Origin of the sequence: Pseudomonas sp. NFR16, from assembly GCF_900108875.1 — a bacterium.
Classification (GTDB): Bacteria; Pseudomonadota; Gammaproteobacteria; order Pseudomonadales; family Pseudomonadaceae; genus Aquipseudomonas.
In genome coordinates this window covers 397,273-410,746 of sequence record NZ_FNYJ01000003.1, presented here as the reverse complement: position 1 = coordinate 410,746, position 13,474 = coordinate 397,273, and the positions used below count along the sequence as shown (strand labels likewise).

The 13,474-nt window shown below is 59.3% G+C and carries 13 protein-coding genes, 1 tRNA gene and 1 pseudogene; 1 reads left to right on the top strand and 14 read right to left on the bottom strand.

Translation table 11 applies throughout. The features are described from left to right. Window positions 1-64 precede the first annotated feature (64 nt). From BMZ10_RS14870 to BMZ10_RS14835, 8 genes are all read right to left on the bottom strand, one after another. A complete protein-coding gene (locus BMZ10_RS14870; protein ID WP_093463568.1) occupies window positions 65-997 on the bottom strand; it encodes a D-2-hydroxyacid dehydrogenase in 933 nt (310 codons plus the stop codon). 134 nt (window positions 998-1,131) lie between these two features. Next, complete coding sequence (locus tag BMZ10_RS14865; protein WP_093463565.1) at window positions 1,132-1,425, bottom strand: YcgL domain-containing protein; 294 nt, start codon at window positions 1,423-1,425, stop codon at window positions 1,132-1,134. Further along, the gene (gene rnd, locus BMZ10_RS14860; protein ID WP_093463562.1) at window positions 1,422-2,555 is read right to left on the bottom strand and encodes a ribonuclease D; all 1,134 of its coding nucleotides are present in this window, start codon (window positions 2,553-2,555) and stop codon (window positions 1,422-1,424) included. Before rnd ends, BMZ10_RS14865 begins: the two co-directional genes overlap by 4 nt. A 133-nt stretch (window positions 2,556-2,688) precedes the next feature. Next, window positions 2,689-3,318, bottom strand: coding sequence for a class I SAM-dependent methyltransferase (locus BMZ10_RS14855; RefSeq protein ID WP_093463559.1), 630 nt, complete (start codon window positions 3,316-3,318; stop codon window positions 2,689-2,691). A gap of 22 nt (window positions 3,319-3,340) precedes the next feature. Continuing rightward, a complete protein-coding gene (locus BMZ10_RS14850) occupies window positions 3,341-4,990 on the bottom strand; it encodes a phosphoethanolamine transferase (RefSeq protein ID WP_093463556.1) in 1,650 nt (549 codons plus the stop codon). A gap of 259 nt (window positions 4,991-5,249) precedes the next feature. Beyond that, window positions 5,250-6,920, bottom strand: coding sequence for a GMC family oxidoreductase (locus tag BMZ10_RS14845; RefSeq protein ID WP_093463553.1), 1,671 nt, complete (start codon window positions 6,918-6,920; stop codon window positions 5,250-5,252). A gap of 152 nt (window positions 6,921-7,072) precedes the next feature. Beyond that, window positions 7,073-8,761 (bottom strand): NAD-dependent malic enzyme, encoded by a 1,689-nt coding sequence (locus tag BMZ10_RS14840; protein WP_093463550.1) that lies wholly within the window; start codon window positions 8,759-8,761, stop codon window positions 7,073-7,075. A gap of 285 nt (window positions 8,762-9,046) precedes the next feature. Next, a complete protein-coding gene (locus tag BMZ10_RS14835) occupies window positions 9,047-9,358 on the bottom strand; it encodes a hypothetical protein (RefSeq protein WP_143070292.1) in 312 nt (103 codons plus the stop codon). Between the two features lie 196 nt (window positions 9,359-9,554). Between BMZ10_RS14835 and BMZ10_RS14830 the strand changes: the two genes are divergently transcribed. Continuing rightward, entirely contained in the window at window positions 9,555-9,827 is a 273-nt protein-coding gene (locus BMZ10_RS14830) for a DUF6555 family protein (RefSeq protein WP_371265972.1), read from the top strand. Here BMZ10_RS14830 and BMZ10_RS14825 read toward each other — a convergent pair. The 6 genes and pseudogenes from BMZ10_RS14825 to bamC all read right to left on the bottom strand — a co-directional run bounded on the left by BMZ10_RS14825 (window position 9,793) and on the right by bamC (window position 13,465). After that, a pseudogene (locus BMZ10_RS14825) lies at window positions 9,793-10,207 on the bottom strand (DUF86 domain-containing protein). The gene BMZ10_RS14830 and the pseudogene BMZ10_RS14825 overlap by 35 nt on opposite strands. After that, entirely contained in the window at window positions 10,197-10,592 is a 396-nt protein-coding gene (locus BMZ10_RS14820; protein WP_093463542.1) for a type VII toxin-antitoxin system MntA family adenylyltransferase antitoxin, read from the bottom strand. Before BMZ10_RS14820 ends, BMZ10_RS14825 begins: the two are co-directional and overlap by 11 nt. Window positions 10,593-10,654: 62 nt before the next feature. Then, window positions 10,655-10,744 (bottom strand) — tRNA-Ser (locus BMZ10_RS14815). Between the two features lie 92 nt (window positions 10,745-10,836). Then, window positions 10,837-11,550: a phosphoribosylaminoimidazolesuccinocarboxamide synthase gene (purC, locus tag BMZ10_RS14810; protein WP_093463539.1), complete on the bottom strand. Its 714-nt coding sequence runs from the start codon at window positions 11,548-11,550 to the stop codon at window positions 10,837-10,839. A 49-nt stretch (window positions 11,551-11,599) separates the two neighbouring features. Further along, window positions 11,600-12,358 carry an MBL fold metallo-hydrolase gene (locus BMZ10_RS14805; protein ID WP_093463536.1) on the bottom strand — a complete coding sequence of 253 codons (759 nt, stop codon included), beginning with the start codon at window positions 12,356-12,358 and terminating at the stop codon, window positions 11,600-11,602. Further along, window positions 12,359-13,465: an outer membrane protein assembly factor BamC gene (gene bamC / locus BMZ10_RS14800; protein WP_093463534.1), complete on the bottom strand. Its 1,107-nt coding sequence runs from the start codon at window positions 13,463-13,465 to the stop codon at window positions 12,359-12,361. Window positions 13,466-13,474: the final 9 nt, after the last annotated feature.

Below are 13,474 nucleotides of genomic sequence, written 5' to 3'. Positions count from 1 at the left end.
CGTCCGGGCAGACACAGCCGCGCGTCTGTCCGGACCCGACCGACCAGCGACAGCCCGTCACGCATCAATAGCCTTTCACGAAATCCACCTCGCCGCGCAGTGCTTCGCCTGCCCCGTAGGCCTTGAGGTTCTCGACGAATAACCGGGTCATCGCCACCGGCGAGGTGGGCCCGGAGCTGTGGCCCGTGAGCAGCAGACCCCACGCCGTCCAGAACGGGTGACGTTGCGGCAGCGGTTCCTGACGGCACACGTCGATCACGGCGCCCGCCAGATGACCTTCCTTCAGCGCATTGACCAGATCGGCATCGACCACCGCTACGCCTCGCCCGACGTTGATGAACAGCGCCGAGGGCTTGAATTGACTGAACAGGCTGGCGTCGTAGACGTCGTGAGTCTGCGGCGTGTTCGGCAGCAGGTTGACGACGAAGTCGACCTGCCCCACCAGCCGCGGCAGATCGCTCAGCGTGCCGACTTCGATGAACGGCGCCTGAGTCCGGGCGCTGGACGCTACACCGTAGACTTCGACGCCGAAGGGCTGCAGAAACCGGGCGACGCTGACACCGACATCGCCAGTGCCAACGATCAGCGCCTTGCGCCCCGCCAGACTCTGGCTCGGACGATCATCCCATTTGCGCTCGACCTGACTGACCAGACGCGCCAACACTTCGCGCTCGTGAATCAGCATGTAGGTCAGCACGAACTCAGCCATGACCTGCCCGAAAATACCGACGGCGCGAGTAAGCCGGTAATCGCGATTCAGGCCGGCCGCCAGCAGCGGCGTGATCCCTGCCCATGTCGACTGCAGCCATTGTGGCTTGTGGCCCTGGCGCAGCAGATTGGCCAGCAGATCAGGCTGCCCCAGCCAGATCGGCGTCTGGGCGGCCATTTTCGACAGTTCGGCAGAGTCGCCGCTGCTCAGGACTTCGATCTCGGGAGCGGCTTTGCGCAGCAGTTCGGTGTAAATAACGTAATCGTGTTCGGCGATCAGAACGCGCATGGATTAAAACTCGAATAAACAGGACATGCGACCGCGCGATGCGAGACCGGCTGGCTTGTTGATAAATGGCAGCCAGGTCGCGCCACGCTTGCGGTCCGGTGTACCCCTGCGATGGATTGCAGGGTCGAAATCATTCAGACAGGGTCGTTGCGACGCAATAACTCTTCGGGCAAGTGCTCGATGTACTCGTCCTCGGCCGGCGGCATCTGCAGGTGATAACCCTGCTTCTCGAGGTTGGCCAGTACCGTGTGAATGTCTTCGCGGGCCAGGGTGCGCTCAGGCGTCAGGACCAGATCGAAAGCGTGCTGCGGCTTGCCGAAAGCGCTCAGCAACTCGACCGGAACGCGCTCTAGCGCATCGCTCTTGAGCACGTAGAGGTACATTTCGTTCTTGCGCGGGCTGCGGTAGATGGAGCAAATACGTTTCAAGGCTGTTCTCCGGCATTGGCCAGGCTGTCGAGCAGCATCTGACCCATCAATTCGCGGCGCCAGCCACGCAGCGAATCGGGCAGTTGATAGGGACCGTCAGGGAAACCGGTCTTGAGCAATGCTTCGAGGGTCTTTTTGCGCAGCATCAGCTCCGGCGCCATGTCCAGGCGTTCGGCTTGCTGCTGGCCAATGGCGCGCAGGCTCTCGAGTACATTCGAAGCTTCGATCGGCAGCGGCTCGGGCAAAGCGGGCGGCCACAGATCGGGTGACACGCTGCCGGCTTTCTTGATCAGGTCGAGCAGAAACTCGCCATCCTGACGCACGGTCTTGGGATGCATGTCTTCAATTTTTGCCAGCGCGGCGAGATTATCCGGCTGGGTCTTGGCCAGCGGCCACAGCGACTGTTCGCGCAGCACCCGGTTGCGCGGTTGATTACGCAGGCGCGCCTGCTGTTCACGCCAGGCGCACAGTTCACGCAGCACTGCCAGCTGCGCCCGGGACAGCTTCCACGCCAGCTTGGCCTCGCGGTAAACCTGATAAGGATCGGTTTCGCGGCGCAGATTGGCGACCAGCTCAGCGCCGTCCTCCAGCACCCAGGCGTACTTTTCTTCGGACAGGCGCGGGCGCAGAACGCTGTAGACCTCGGCCAGATGTACGGCGTCTTCGGCGGCATAGCTGATCTGAGTGTCCGACAGCGGACGCTGCAGCCAGTCTGAACGGGTCTCCCCCTTAGGCAGCTCAATGTTGAGCACTTCCTGCACCAGACGCGAATAACCCATGGAGAACCCGAGGTTCAGGTAGGCAGCGGCCAGCTGAGTATCGAATAAGGGCGCCGGCAAGCTGCCGGTCAGGCGCAGGAGCACCTCCAAGTCCTCGCTGCAGGCATGAAGCACTTTGATGACGTCAGAATTTTCCAGCAGATCGGCAAGCGGTTTCCACTCGTGGATCAGCAACGGGTCAATCAGAAAGGCACGCGAACCATCGCCGATCTGCAACAGGCCGGCAATAGGATAGAAGGTGTCGACGCGCATGAATTCGGTGTCGAGCGCTACAAACGGCAGCGTCTGCCACCGTGCGCAATGTTGGGCGAGGCTGTCGTCGTCGCGAATCCAGTGAATATCGATGGCCACACGGCTCTCCCTTGAAGAATGGCGCGCAGTATATATCGCTGAAAGCGTTTACCGCGCATCCGTCCTGCAAGTCTCGAACAACTTCATGTTCGATGTTTCCCGATCGAGGGCGTAATGACGACCGCCCATCGGATCATCCACCCTGCTTGCGCAGGATGTAGACGCGTCGCAGACCATAGCCGGGAACGAAATCGTGATGGTCGACAATCTGGAAACCTGCCCGCGCGAACTCTGATTCTATTTCGCTGCGGCACACAACGAACCGATTGCGTGGACCACCCGCCACATCGTTCCGACTTCGCTGCTGACGGTTACGCCGCCAGGCTTTGAGGTTGCCATCGACCCACATCGAAACGATGGCCGTATCACGCGTCACTCGGTGAAACTCTTCGAGCACCTCGGCGCGTTTATCGCCGTCGGCCAAGTGATGGAACAGCCGCATGCAAAAGATGCAGTCGACAGCGTTCGCCGAAAGATCAATGGCAAAAGCCGAGCTCTGAAAGGTTCGCACGCGCTTGCGCACCTCGTCCGAAGACTGCGCTTCGGCCCTTTGCAGCGTGTCCACAGATGGGTCCGCAGCCAGAATCACGCGATTGGCATGCTCGGCGAGCACCGGCCAGAAACGCCCGGAACCGGCCGGCAGGTCAAGCACCAGCCCCGGCTCACCGGCGTCGCGCAGGGCACGACGGGCCATTTGCGCGTTGCGCCACAGACTCAGACGGCGGGCCAGTCCAGGCTCGGATGGGCGTTCACCGTGTTGCATTCGGGAGGGATCGCGCGCCTGGTCATTCATTGGCCAGTACCCCATCCGTATAGATCCCCCGGCAGCCGGCAAACATATCCAGCGCCGGGTTGTAGACGCGGGTATTCACCTTCAACAGGCCCAGCATCGAGTGAAACAAGTTGTCTTGACTCAGCGGGGTGTCGCGTTCTTGCTGCAAGCAGTGGGTATTAACGGCAAAGGACTGCTGATAACTATCAGAGAACCAGGCAATCATTGGCACATGTTTTTGTTGGTCAGGCGCCAGCATGTAAGGTGTGCCATGCAGAAACAGATTGTACTCGCCCAGCGACTCGCCGTGATCGGAAAGATACACCATCGCTGTGTCCACTTTATTCTGATTGGTGCGCAAGATGTCGATCAGGGACGCCAATACGTGATCGGTGTACAACAGCGTATTGTCGTAGCCATTGACGATACTTTCTCGCGTGCAGTTGTTCAGCGCGTTACTTTCACACACCGGCGTAAACTTCTCGAACTCTTTAGGGTAGCGCTTGAAGTATTCAGGACCATGGCTGCCCATCTGGTGCAACACGAGTACGGTGTCTTTGCTCAGGTTGTCGATGAAACTCTGTAAGCCCTGCAAAAGGATTTCATCGCGGCATTCATTGTTCGAACACAACACCGGGTCTTTCAGGTTACTGACGTCCTGCAGCGTCACGCGATCGCAGGTGCCTTTGCAGCCCGACTGGTTGTCGCGCCAGACGACGTCCAGACCGGCGCGTTTGAGCACATCGAGCATGCCCTCTTCATTCTTTGCGGCACTGGCATCGTAATCCTTGCGGCCCATGTTGGAAAACATGCAAGGCACCGAGACGGCCGTTTCAGTACCGCAGGAGTGCACATCGGTGAACGTCAGCAAGCCACGTTCTTTCTTCAATTCCGGCGTCGTATCGCGGTGATACCCCAGAATACCGAAGTTCTCGGCGCGGGCACTTTCACCAACGACCAGCACCGTCAAAGACTTGCGCTTGTGGTCCTGCCAGTCGCTGGCCAGTGTCGCATCCTGACCGATACTGACGAAAGGACGCTGAGCGGACTTCACCTGCTCCCCGAGGTAGCCGATGGACGCGCCGATGTAGTTGCTTGGCACGACCATCAAGCGCAGTTCATGGTGGTTGCGAAACAGCGAAGAAAGCCCCTGATAGTTCATCAGCGCGACGCCACCGATCACACCGGCGCACACGACGGTGACCAGGGCCTTGCTGACCAGCTCGCGGGGCCAGCGGCGGTAATTGACCGGCAGTCTGTAGATGACGATCGACGGTAACACGCCGAGAATCAGCAGGTACGCCCCAAACTTCAGCGACAGCAGGTCACGCACTTCGGTCGCATTGGTCTCGGCAAAGTTACGAAACATGCCCGAATCAATCAGCACGCCATATTGGCTCATGAAATAAGTGACGCCTGCACTGATCATGAATAAAGCAATCAATACCGGTTTTAATACTCTTTTAAACGCAAACAGGGTCAAAAATATATTGAAGGCACAGAAAACCATGACTGCAAAAGCGCCGCGCAACAAGAGTCCCTTACCGTTAACGTCGGTAATGGAAAACAGGTGCTGCCAGAGTGTCAGGTTAAAAGCGACCAACAAAAAGACACTGGCGAGCACGGTCACGCGCTCGGGACGGACAGCTTTTACGTTGAGCATGGGAATCTGCTTTAGGTGAAGTGAGAACGTCGAACGCACAAATAAGGCTCTTTCGACGTTGCAAACTTTAGGCAGCGAGCCATCAATTTTTTGTGAAAAGAATGAGAACAAATGGTGCGGTTGAACATTCTTTCGAGCGTGAAGGTTCTTTTAAGGGCGAACAGTTCGCACTCAGGGTCGGGCGCCGTGGCGGGCATCGATAGCTGCCCGCCGAGCGCGCAGAAAACGAAGGCCGCATCGCCCGGCGACGGATCGGCGACTACAGGGAATGGGCGGGCCGTTCAGGTGCAGCGGACATGCCCGCCGACACGGTATGCTCGTCGGTCAGCGCATCCTCGATGATCATCTGCGCGGCTTTTTCGGCAATCATCACTGTGGGTGAGCAGGTGTTGCCCGATGTAATTGTCGGCATGATCGACGCATCAACCACTCGCAAGCCCGGCACGCCGTGCACGCGCAGACGTTCGTCGACGACCGCGTCGCGCCCCTGCCCCATTTTGCAGGTGCCCACCGGGTGAAAGATGGTGGTGCCGATGAGGCTGGCGGCCTCGCGCAACTGCTCGTCAGTCTGCAACGTGACGCCGGGCAGGTATTCAACGGGCTCGAAGCTCGCCAGAGCGGGCGCGCAAGCAATGCGGCGAGTAAGGCGAATCGCATCCGCGGCAACCTTCAAGTCGGTTTCGTGGCTCAGGTAACGCGGGCGGATCACAGGCGCCGCATCGGCCAGCGCGGAACGGATTTCCACGGTGCCGCGGCTCTGTGGACGCAGGTCGCACACGGACGCCGTGAACGCCGGGAATCCATGCAGTGGCTCGCCGAAGCGTTCCAGGGACAATGGCTGCACGTGGTATTCAAGGTTAGCCGTGGCCTGCTCCGGCCCGGAGCGGGCGAAGGCGCCCAACTGACTCGGCGCCATTGCCAGCGGTCCGCTGCGGTTGAGCGCGTAGCGCAGACCCATGTTCATCTTGCCCCACAGACTGCCCGCCATCTGATTGAGGGTGTGGCCGTTGCTGACCTTGTAGATCAGCCGCAATTGCAGGTGGTCCTGAAGATTCGCGCCGACGCCGGGCAACTCGAGGCGAACGTCGATGCCCAACTTTTCCAGCAAGGCGCGCGGGCCGATGCCTGACCGCTGCAGCACCATCGGCGATCCGATCGATCCGCAGCACAAAATGATCTCTCGACGGCTTCGCATCGTGCGCAGTTGCTTGCCGATGCTGGCGACCACAGCGCTGGCGCGGCCCTTGTCGAATTCGATGCGCGACACTTCGGCGCCAGTGAGCACAGTCAGGTTGGGCCGTTGCAGGACCGGCCGCAAAAACGCCTTGGACGCGTTCCAGCGCACACCGCGGCGCTGATTCACCTGAAAGTAGCTGCAACCTTCGTTGTCGCCGCCATTGAAGTCGGGAATCGAGGGAATGCCGGTCTGCGCCGCCGCCTCGCGGAAGGCGTCCAGCAATGCCCAGGACAGGCGCTGCTGCTCGACGCGCCACTCGCCTTGCGCACCATGCACGTCAGAGCCGCCGGCGTAATGGTTTTCCGAACGCTTGAAGACCGGCAGCACATCCTGCCATCCCCAACCCTTGTTGCCCTGCGCCGCCCACTCGTCGTAATCCCGCGCCTGGCCACGCATGTAGATCATCCCGTTGATCGACGAGCAGCCGCCCAACACTTTGCCTCGCGGGTAGTTCAATGCCCGCCCGCCCAGACCTGGTTCGGCTTCGGTCTTGAAGCACCAGTCGGTGCGCGGGTTGCCGATGCAGTAAAGGTAGCCAACCGGCACATGTATCCAGGCATAGTTGTCCTGGCCACCGGCCTCGAGCAGCAATACGCGACGGGATGGATTCTGTGACAGTCGATTGGCCAGCAGACACCCGGCCGGGCCTGCGCCAACAATGATGTAGTCGTACAGCACACTGTCCGTCTGCATGAGTCCCTCATCGATGTTTTTGTTGTTATCGAAGGGTCATCCTGAAGTCTTTCGTGACAAAACAAAAGACCGCCGCATGTTGCCATGGGCGGTCTCTCGATACGTCGTAAATCTTTCAGCGCACGCTCAATGCGCCCGCGAGTCAGGGCCGCTTATACGGCGCTGCGACGGTAGCTGCGGTAGTTCGGCATCCAGAAATTGCGCTCGATCGCTTCCACCAGCATCTCCTCGGTGGTTTCCAGCGCCATGCCTTCAGCCTGCGCCTGCTTGGCCACGGCCAGTGCGATCTTCTTGCTGACCTGCTGGATTTCCTTGAGCGGTGGTAAGACGGCGTCACCTTTACCGGTCACCATCGGCGAGCATTCGGCCAGCGCGTTGGACGCTGCCATCAGCATTTTGTCGGTGATGCGCGTGGCTTTCGCCGCGACCACGCCCAGACCGATGCCAGGGAAGATGTAGGAGTTGTTGCACTGTGCGATGTGGAACGTGCGATCGCCCACCGTCACCGGCGCAAACGGACTACCGGTGGCGACGAGTGCATCGCCGTTGGTCCAGGTCAGCACTTCCTGCGGGGTGACCTCCACTTTCGAGGTCGGGTTGGACAGTGGCATCACCAGCGGCTTGGCACAGTGCTTGTGCATTTCGCGGATGACTTCTTCGGTGAACAGACCACGCTGACCCGACACACCGATCAGCACCGTCGGCTTGCCGTGGCTGACCACTTCCAACAGGCCCGGGTAGCCTTCGCCGCTCGACCAGCCGGCAACATCTGTCGCCTTTTGTGCCAGATTTTTCTGGAAGTCCAGCAGGTTGTCCATGCTGTCGGTGAGCAGGCCGAAACGATCGACCATCATCACGCGTTTGCGCGCTTCGGCTTCGCTGAGGCCTTCAATCACCATCGCGGCGATGATGTGTTCCGCAATGCCACAGCCTGCCGAACCCGCGCCCAGGAACACCACGCGCTGCTGACCCAAGGTCTCGTTCTTGGCCTTGCAAGCGGCGAGCAACGTGCCCACCGCCACCGATGCAGTGCCCTGGATGTCGTCGTTGAAGCAGCACAGCTCGTCGCGGTACTTCTCCAGCAACGGCATGGCGTTGGTCTGGGCGAAGTCTTCGAACTGCAGCAACACATCCGGCCAGCGACGCTGAACAGCCTCAATGAACAGCGCGATGAAGTCGTCATACTCCTTGCCGGTCACGCGCTGGTGGCGCCAGCCCATGTACATCGGGTCGTCCAGCAGCTCTTGGTTGTTGGTGCCCACATCCAGCACGATCGGCAGCGTGTACGCCGGGCTGATACCACCGCACGCAGTGTACAGCGACAATTTGCCGATCGGGATGCCCATGCCGCCGATGCCCTGATCGCCCAGACCCAGAATACGTTCGCTGTCGGTCACAACGATGATCTTGATGCGATCTTTTGTGGCGCTGCGCAGGATGTCATCGATGCGGTCACGCTCGGGGTACGAAATGAACAGACCGCGGTGAGTGCGGTAGATCTTGGAGAATTCCTGACACGCCTGGCCCACGGTCGGGGTGTAGATGATCGGCAGCATCTCGTCCAGATGCGAATCCAGCAGGCGGAAGAACAGTGTCTCGTTGTTGTCCTGGATCGAACGCAGATAAATGTGCTTGTCCAGATCACTTGCGCACTGCTGGTACTGGTTGTAGACGCGAGTTACTTGCTCTTCGATGGTCTCAACGTTCTGCGGCAAGAGGCCGACCAGATTGAAATCGATACGCTCCTGCGGCGTGAATGCGCTGCCCTTGTTGAGCAGCGGCATTTCCAGCAACGAAGGGCCTGCGTAGGAAATGTATAAAGGTCGCGAGGTCTTGGTCATTTTCAGTGATCGCCTTTTCTCTGTTTGCTCTATCAATTCGTGATCGAAAGGATGCCCCGGAGGTCGGTATTGCACGACACTCGACGCAGGATCCGTCCGAAGAAATGGGGAGGTGAAAATCAGGGTGCCTATCTTACTCGTCTGAGGGCGATTGCGACATTTTGTCACTGCCCCGATTGCGAAATGATGGCCAGAGAAAAGGAGGTTGAACAGTGAAACCGTTGTCAGCTGGAAACGCACGGCACCTGGCGGTCACTCGGTAAACGCCACATGCCGCGCACGATTTTATTTCGCGAGGTAATACTGAAGGCAGTCACTCATGTAGCGTTCCTGAACCACCGAAACAGGCTGGTCGGATCTGGTTTTGTACACGTTGTCGCCAATTGCCCTCGTCATCCGAGGCATCCAAGGCTCCGGATGAGCGACATTATCAAAGCTCACCAGAAAATCCCGGCGAGAATGGCCCGACAGCATGTTCTCCTGAGCCAGTCCCGCGACACTACGGCCCCATTTACAGCGAGCAACATAACGATCGTCCAAGCTCGAGAGATCATCGTCGGCCATCGCACACAGCGAAAAAGCCATCAGCAAACCCATTTGAAATACGCATGACTTCTGCATCACCACGCCCGCCGAATTGGTCGATTACCTCTTGTAAAACACCGCCGTCGTGGCCGAGTTCAATAGGTTTTGCAACACAGGCAGGCGTCATTTCTGGCGCCAGAAACTAACCTTCGAAAACCCGACGCTTTATGGAACTGGCGATAGGCCAGTGAAGTCGCATTGATATCAAATGGAGAGATCAATGCGAGTCCTGAGGGTTTACCGAATTCACTACTGCATCAACGGAAAGCCGTCAGACTTTCTGCAGCCAGACCACGACATGAGCGAGGCGGATGCCTGGCATTACGCGTGCCTGCATGCAGGCATCGGCGTGCTGCACAATGCCCCCGCGGGGCAGGACGAGCTCGTGACCCTGGTCAGACACGCAAAACGATCCGGCCTGGGCGAGGTACGCTGGGAAGAAGTGATCAGCGAAGATCCTTTAGAAGAATCGCGCGGGTGAAGCGGGTGAAATCGTCAAGGTGCTGAGTGATGATGGCGACTGTGATGGGCAGTTGGAGGGTCTGGTATTCGTGAACGGCGATGTTCCGGAACCCCACCATGTTCTTCATGACGACAAGCAGTGATGCCTCGAGCCAGCCACCACGGTTAAACAGATCGAAGACATCGCGAGCGCTCTGCGGAACCCCAAGACGCTCCCGGCGGACAAGATGCTGCCCCATGTCCAGCGCTGCCTCACAGGCGCGCTGTATATCCAGAATGGCGGCATCCTGCCAGGTAAAGTCGGTCGAGACTCGTAGGGTCCTTTTCATATTCCTCACGCGCCCGTTGCACGCCACGTTCGATGGTTGCCGCCTTGTTGATCAATACATCATCGGCCATGAATCACCCCATTCTCCCTGATTTCGCCCAGCAGACCGGCGCGTGCCGTGTCCAATGAGGTTTTCTCGCTCAATACGAACGCCTCGAACAGCCCGACGGACGTATCTCTGGCCCACAACTGCCGACCCGTGGTGATGATCTGATATTGCATGACGGTAGAGGCCGCGCCGAGATCAACCAGGTCTACCGGCACGCCAGCAACCTCGGCCAACTCGCCGGCCACCTGCCAAAGCTTCAACGGATCGCCCTTGCCGGGCAACAGAACCGAGATGTCGAGGTCGCTATGAGCCTGAAAGTCGCCGCTGGCGTAACTGCCGAACACGTATGCGGCCAACGCCTCAGGGACAAACTCCAGCAGACGCGTCAAAACCTTCTCGAGATCCATCAACATGCTCCAGCAGAAACAAAAAAGCCCCAGAAGCATAACTTCTGGGGCTTTATTTGTAATGGCGGAGAGATAGGGATTTGAACCCTAGGTACTGTCGCCAGTACAACGGATTTCGAATCCGTCCCGTTCGGCCACTCCGGCATCTCTCCAACGGCGCGCATCATAACAGCTCAGACGAAGAACGCGAACCCTTTTTGAGGATTTTTTCGCGTTCTTTCAGATGCTTGCGGCATTTCCCGCCTCAGAGCGGTACGCCGAGGCGCCGGGCGACTTCTTCGTAGGCTTCGATGACATCGCCGAGGCCCTGACGGAAGCGGTCCTTGTCCATTTTTTTCTTGGTGTCCTTGTCCCACAGGCGGCAGCCGTCCGGGCTGAACTCGTCGCCCAGGACGATAGAGCCGTCGCTGAACACGCCGAACTCGAGCTTGAAATCGACCAGCAGCAGGCCAGCGTCGTCGAACAGCTTGCTCAGGACGTCGTTGACCTTCAGCGACAGCTCTTTCATGCGCGCCAGTTGCTCGGCAGTACCCCAGCCGAACGCTACGACGTGGGATTCGTTGATGAACGGGTCGCCCTTGGCGTCGTCCTTCAGGAACAGTTCAAACGTGTACGGATTGAGCTTCATGCCCTCTTCCACGCCCAGACGCTTGACCAGACTGCCGGCGGCGTAGTTACGCACGACGCACTCGACAGGGATCATGTCGAGTTTCTTGACCAGCACTTCGTTGTCGGCCAGCAGTTTGTCGAACTGGGTCGGGATACCGGCAGCTTCGAGTTTCTGCATGATGAACGCGTTGAACTTGTTGTTCACCATGCCCTTGCGGTCGAGCTGTTCGATGCGCTTGCCGTCGAACGCCGAGGTGTCGTTACGAAACAGCAGGATCAAGCGGTCAGCGTCGTCGGTCTTGTAAACCGATTTGGCTTTGCCGCGGTAGAGTTCTTCACGTTTTTCCATGATGGGCTCCGCTTGCTAAATAGTTGGGCTAGACGCCCCTTTTGGGACGCTAGGCGATTTCGCGCCAGTCGAGCCCTGAATCTTGATCGGCCAATTGTAGCCAGTCCGGGTCGCACCCAAGGGTGTCGACGAAACATTGCCGGGCCAGATGCGGCAGGTTGTTCTTGCTGCTCAGATGGGCCAGCACCAGATGCTGCAGGTCTTGCCATCCCAGCTCGCTCACCAGACTGGCCGCCTGGTGATTGTTCAAATGTCCGTATTCCCCGCCAACGCGCTGTTTCAGGAAATATGGATAAGCACCTCGGGCCAGCAAGTCGCGACAGTGATTGGACTCGATCATAAGGGCATCGAGCCCCCTGTAGCTGTCGAGCACCGACGGACAGTACGACCCCAGATCGGTCAGCAGACCAAAGCGGCGGCGGCCGTCATTGAAGACGAACTGCGTGGGCTCCAGCGCATCGTGGGCCACCGAAACCACATCGATACTCAGCCCGCCGATCTCCAGCCCTTGACCGCCGGTGAGCCTGAAACCCGCCTCGACCGGCTTGCGCATGCCTCGCAGCGTGCCATCGCTCAAGTACACCGGAACGTCGTAGCGCCGAGACAGCAAACCCACGCCATGCACATGATCGGCATGTTCGTGGGTCACCAGAATGGCGCTCAGTTGATGGCCGCTGACACCCAGCCGCTCCAGTCGCCGCTCGGTTTCGCGCAAGGAGAAACCGCAGTCGACCAGCACGTAGGTGTCATGACTGGCTACCAGCGTGCCGTTACCCCGACTGCCGCTGCCCAGAACCGCGAAACGCACTTAACCGAGGTTGTCTTGAATGACGCTCAATACGCGGCGAGCGATGTCGGTCGGCGCCACGGTATTGATGTTCTTCTCGACAGTCACCTGGACGTTCTCACCGACCTTGCTCAGGCGGACCTGATAACGCTCGGCGCGGGCTTCCTTCTCTTCCTTGGTCTCTTCGCTGCCGAACATGCGGCCAAAGAAGCCAGGCTTGTTCTCGGGCTTGTCAGCCTTTTCCGCCAGGTTGATGTAGTACAGACCCAGACTGCGGTTGATGTCCTCGACGCGCCAGTCACCCTGATTCAGCGCACGACCGACGCTCGACCAGGCGCGATCCAGGTCGGCGCCCAGGTTCAGGACCGGGTTGCCGCTGCCGTCTTCGCTGAGGGAAACGCGGCTTGGCGTGTCGAAATCGCGAGCGGCCAGCAACGACACCGAGCCGCCTTTTTCGGCAGTCCGGGTCAGGCTCGCCAGCATGTCGTCGGTCAGGACCGAATCCAGGCCGACATTGGTGGTGCGCGACGGGAACTCGGGTTCGTCGTTGCTGCCTGCCGGGCGCTGAACGCTGACGACGTAGATTTCACTGGTGTTGCGCTGCACGCCCGGCTCGATGCGGACACGCACGCGGGTTTCATTGCCGGCGGTGTCGCCCATGCGCTTGGCGACTGCTGCAGACAGCTCGTCCGCACGCTGCCAGGTGGTCTTGAATTCACCGGTCTGCGGACGATCTTCAGCGATGCGGAAACCGTTGTCCTCAAAATACTGATGCGCGACCGGCCAGACTTCGGCAGGCGCACGCTGGGCCAGGATCCAGCGATTGTCGCCGCTCTTCTGCAGCGTGTAGTCGCCCGAATCCTGAACGGTGGACAACGGCTGCGGACGCGGCACGTTGAACTCGCCCTTCTGGGTATCGTCGGCCACGTTGCGCGGGATCGGCAGCAGCGGGTCCAGACGTTTGGCTTCCTGGACGCCTTCAGGCAGTTGCATCGGTGGTTTCTGGGTGGCTTCCAGGTAATCGCTGCTGCGATCGCGGAAGTAGCCATCCTGACCAAACAGCCAGCTGCAACCGCTGGTGCTGGAGATAATCAGGGCTAGTGCGGAAAGTCCGGCCAGTCGCTTCATTGCGTAGTG

What these genes read in the sequence shown, in the direction of transcription:
- BMZ10_RS14870 (WP_093463568.1), bottom strand. Translation starts at nt 997, where the DNA reads ATGCGCGTTCTGATCGCCGAACACGATTACGTTATTTACACCGAACTG.
- BMZ10_RS14820 (WP_093463542.1), bottom strand. Translation starts at nt 10,592, where the DNA reads ATGGATCTCGAGAAGGTTTTGACGCGTCTGCTGGAGTTTGTCCCTGAG.
- BMZ10_RS14840 (WP_093463550.1), bottom strand. Translation starts at nt 8,761, where the DNA reads ATGACCAAGACCTCGCGACCTTTATACATTTCCTACGCAGGCCCTTCG.
- BMZ10_RS14855 (WP_093463559.1), bottom strand. Translation starts at nt 3,318, where the DNA reads ATGCAACACGGTGAACGCCCATCCGAGCCTGGACTGGCCCGCCGTCTG.
- purC (WP_093463539.1), bottom strand. Translation starts at nt 11,550, where the DNA reads ATGGAAAAACGTGAAGAACTCTACCGCGGCAAAGCCAAATCGGTTTAC.
- BMZ10_RS14850 (WP_093463556.1), bottom strand. Translation starts at nt 4,990, where the DNA reads ATGCTCAACGTAAAAGCTGTCCGTCCCGAGCGCGTGACCGTGCTCGCC.
- BMZ10_RS14835 (WP_143070292.1), bottom strand. Translation starts at nt 9,358, where the DNA reads ATGGGTTTGCTGATGGCTTTTTCGCTGTGTGCGATGGCCGACGATGAT.
- BMZ10_RS14830 (WP_371265972.1), top strand. Translation starts at nt 9,555, where the DNA reads ATGGAGAGATCAATGCGAGTCCTGAGGGTTTACCGAATTCACTACTGC.
- bamC (WP_093463534.1), bottom strand. Translation starts at nt 13,465, where the DNA reads ATGAAGCGACTGGCCGGACTTTCCGCACTAGCCCTGATTATCTCCAGC.
- BMZ10_RS14845 (WP_093463553.1), bottom strand. Translation starts at nt 6,920, where the DNA reads ATGCAGACGGACAGTGTGCTGTACGACTACATCATTGTTGGCGCAGGC.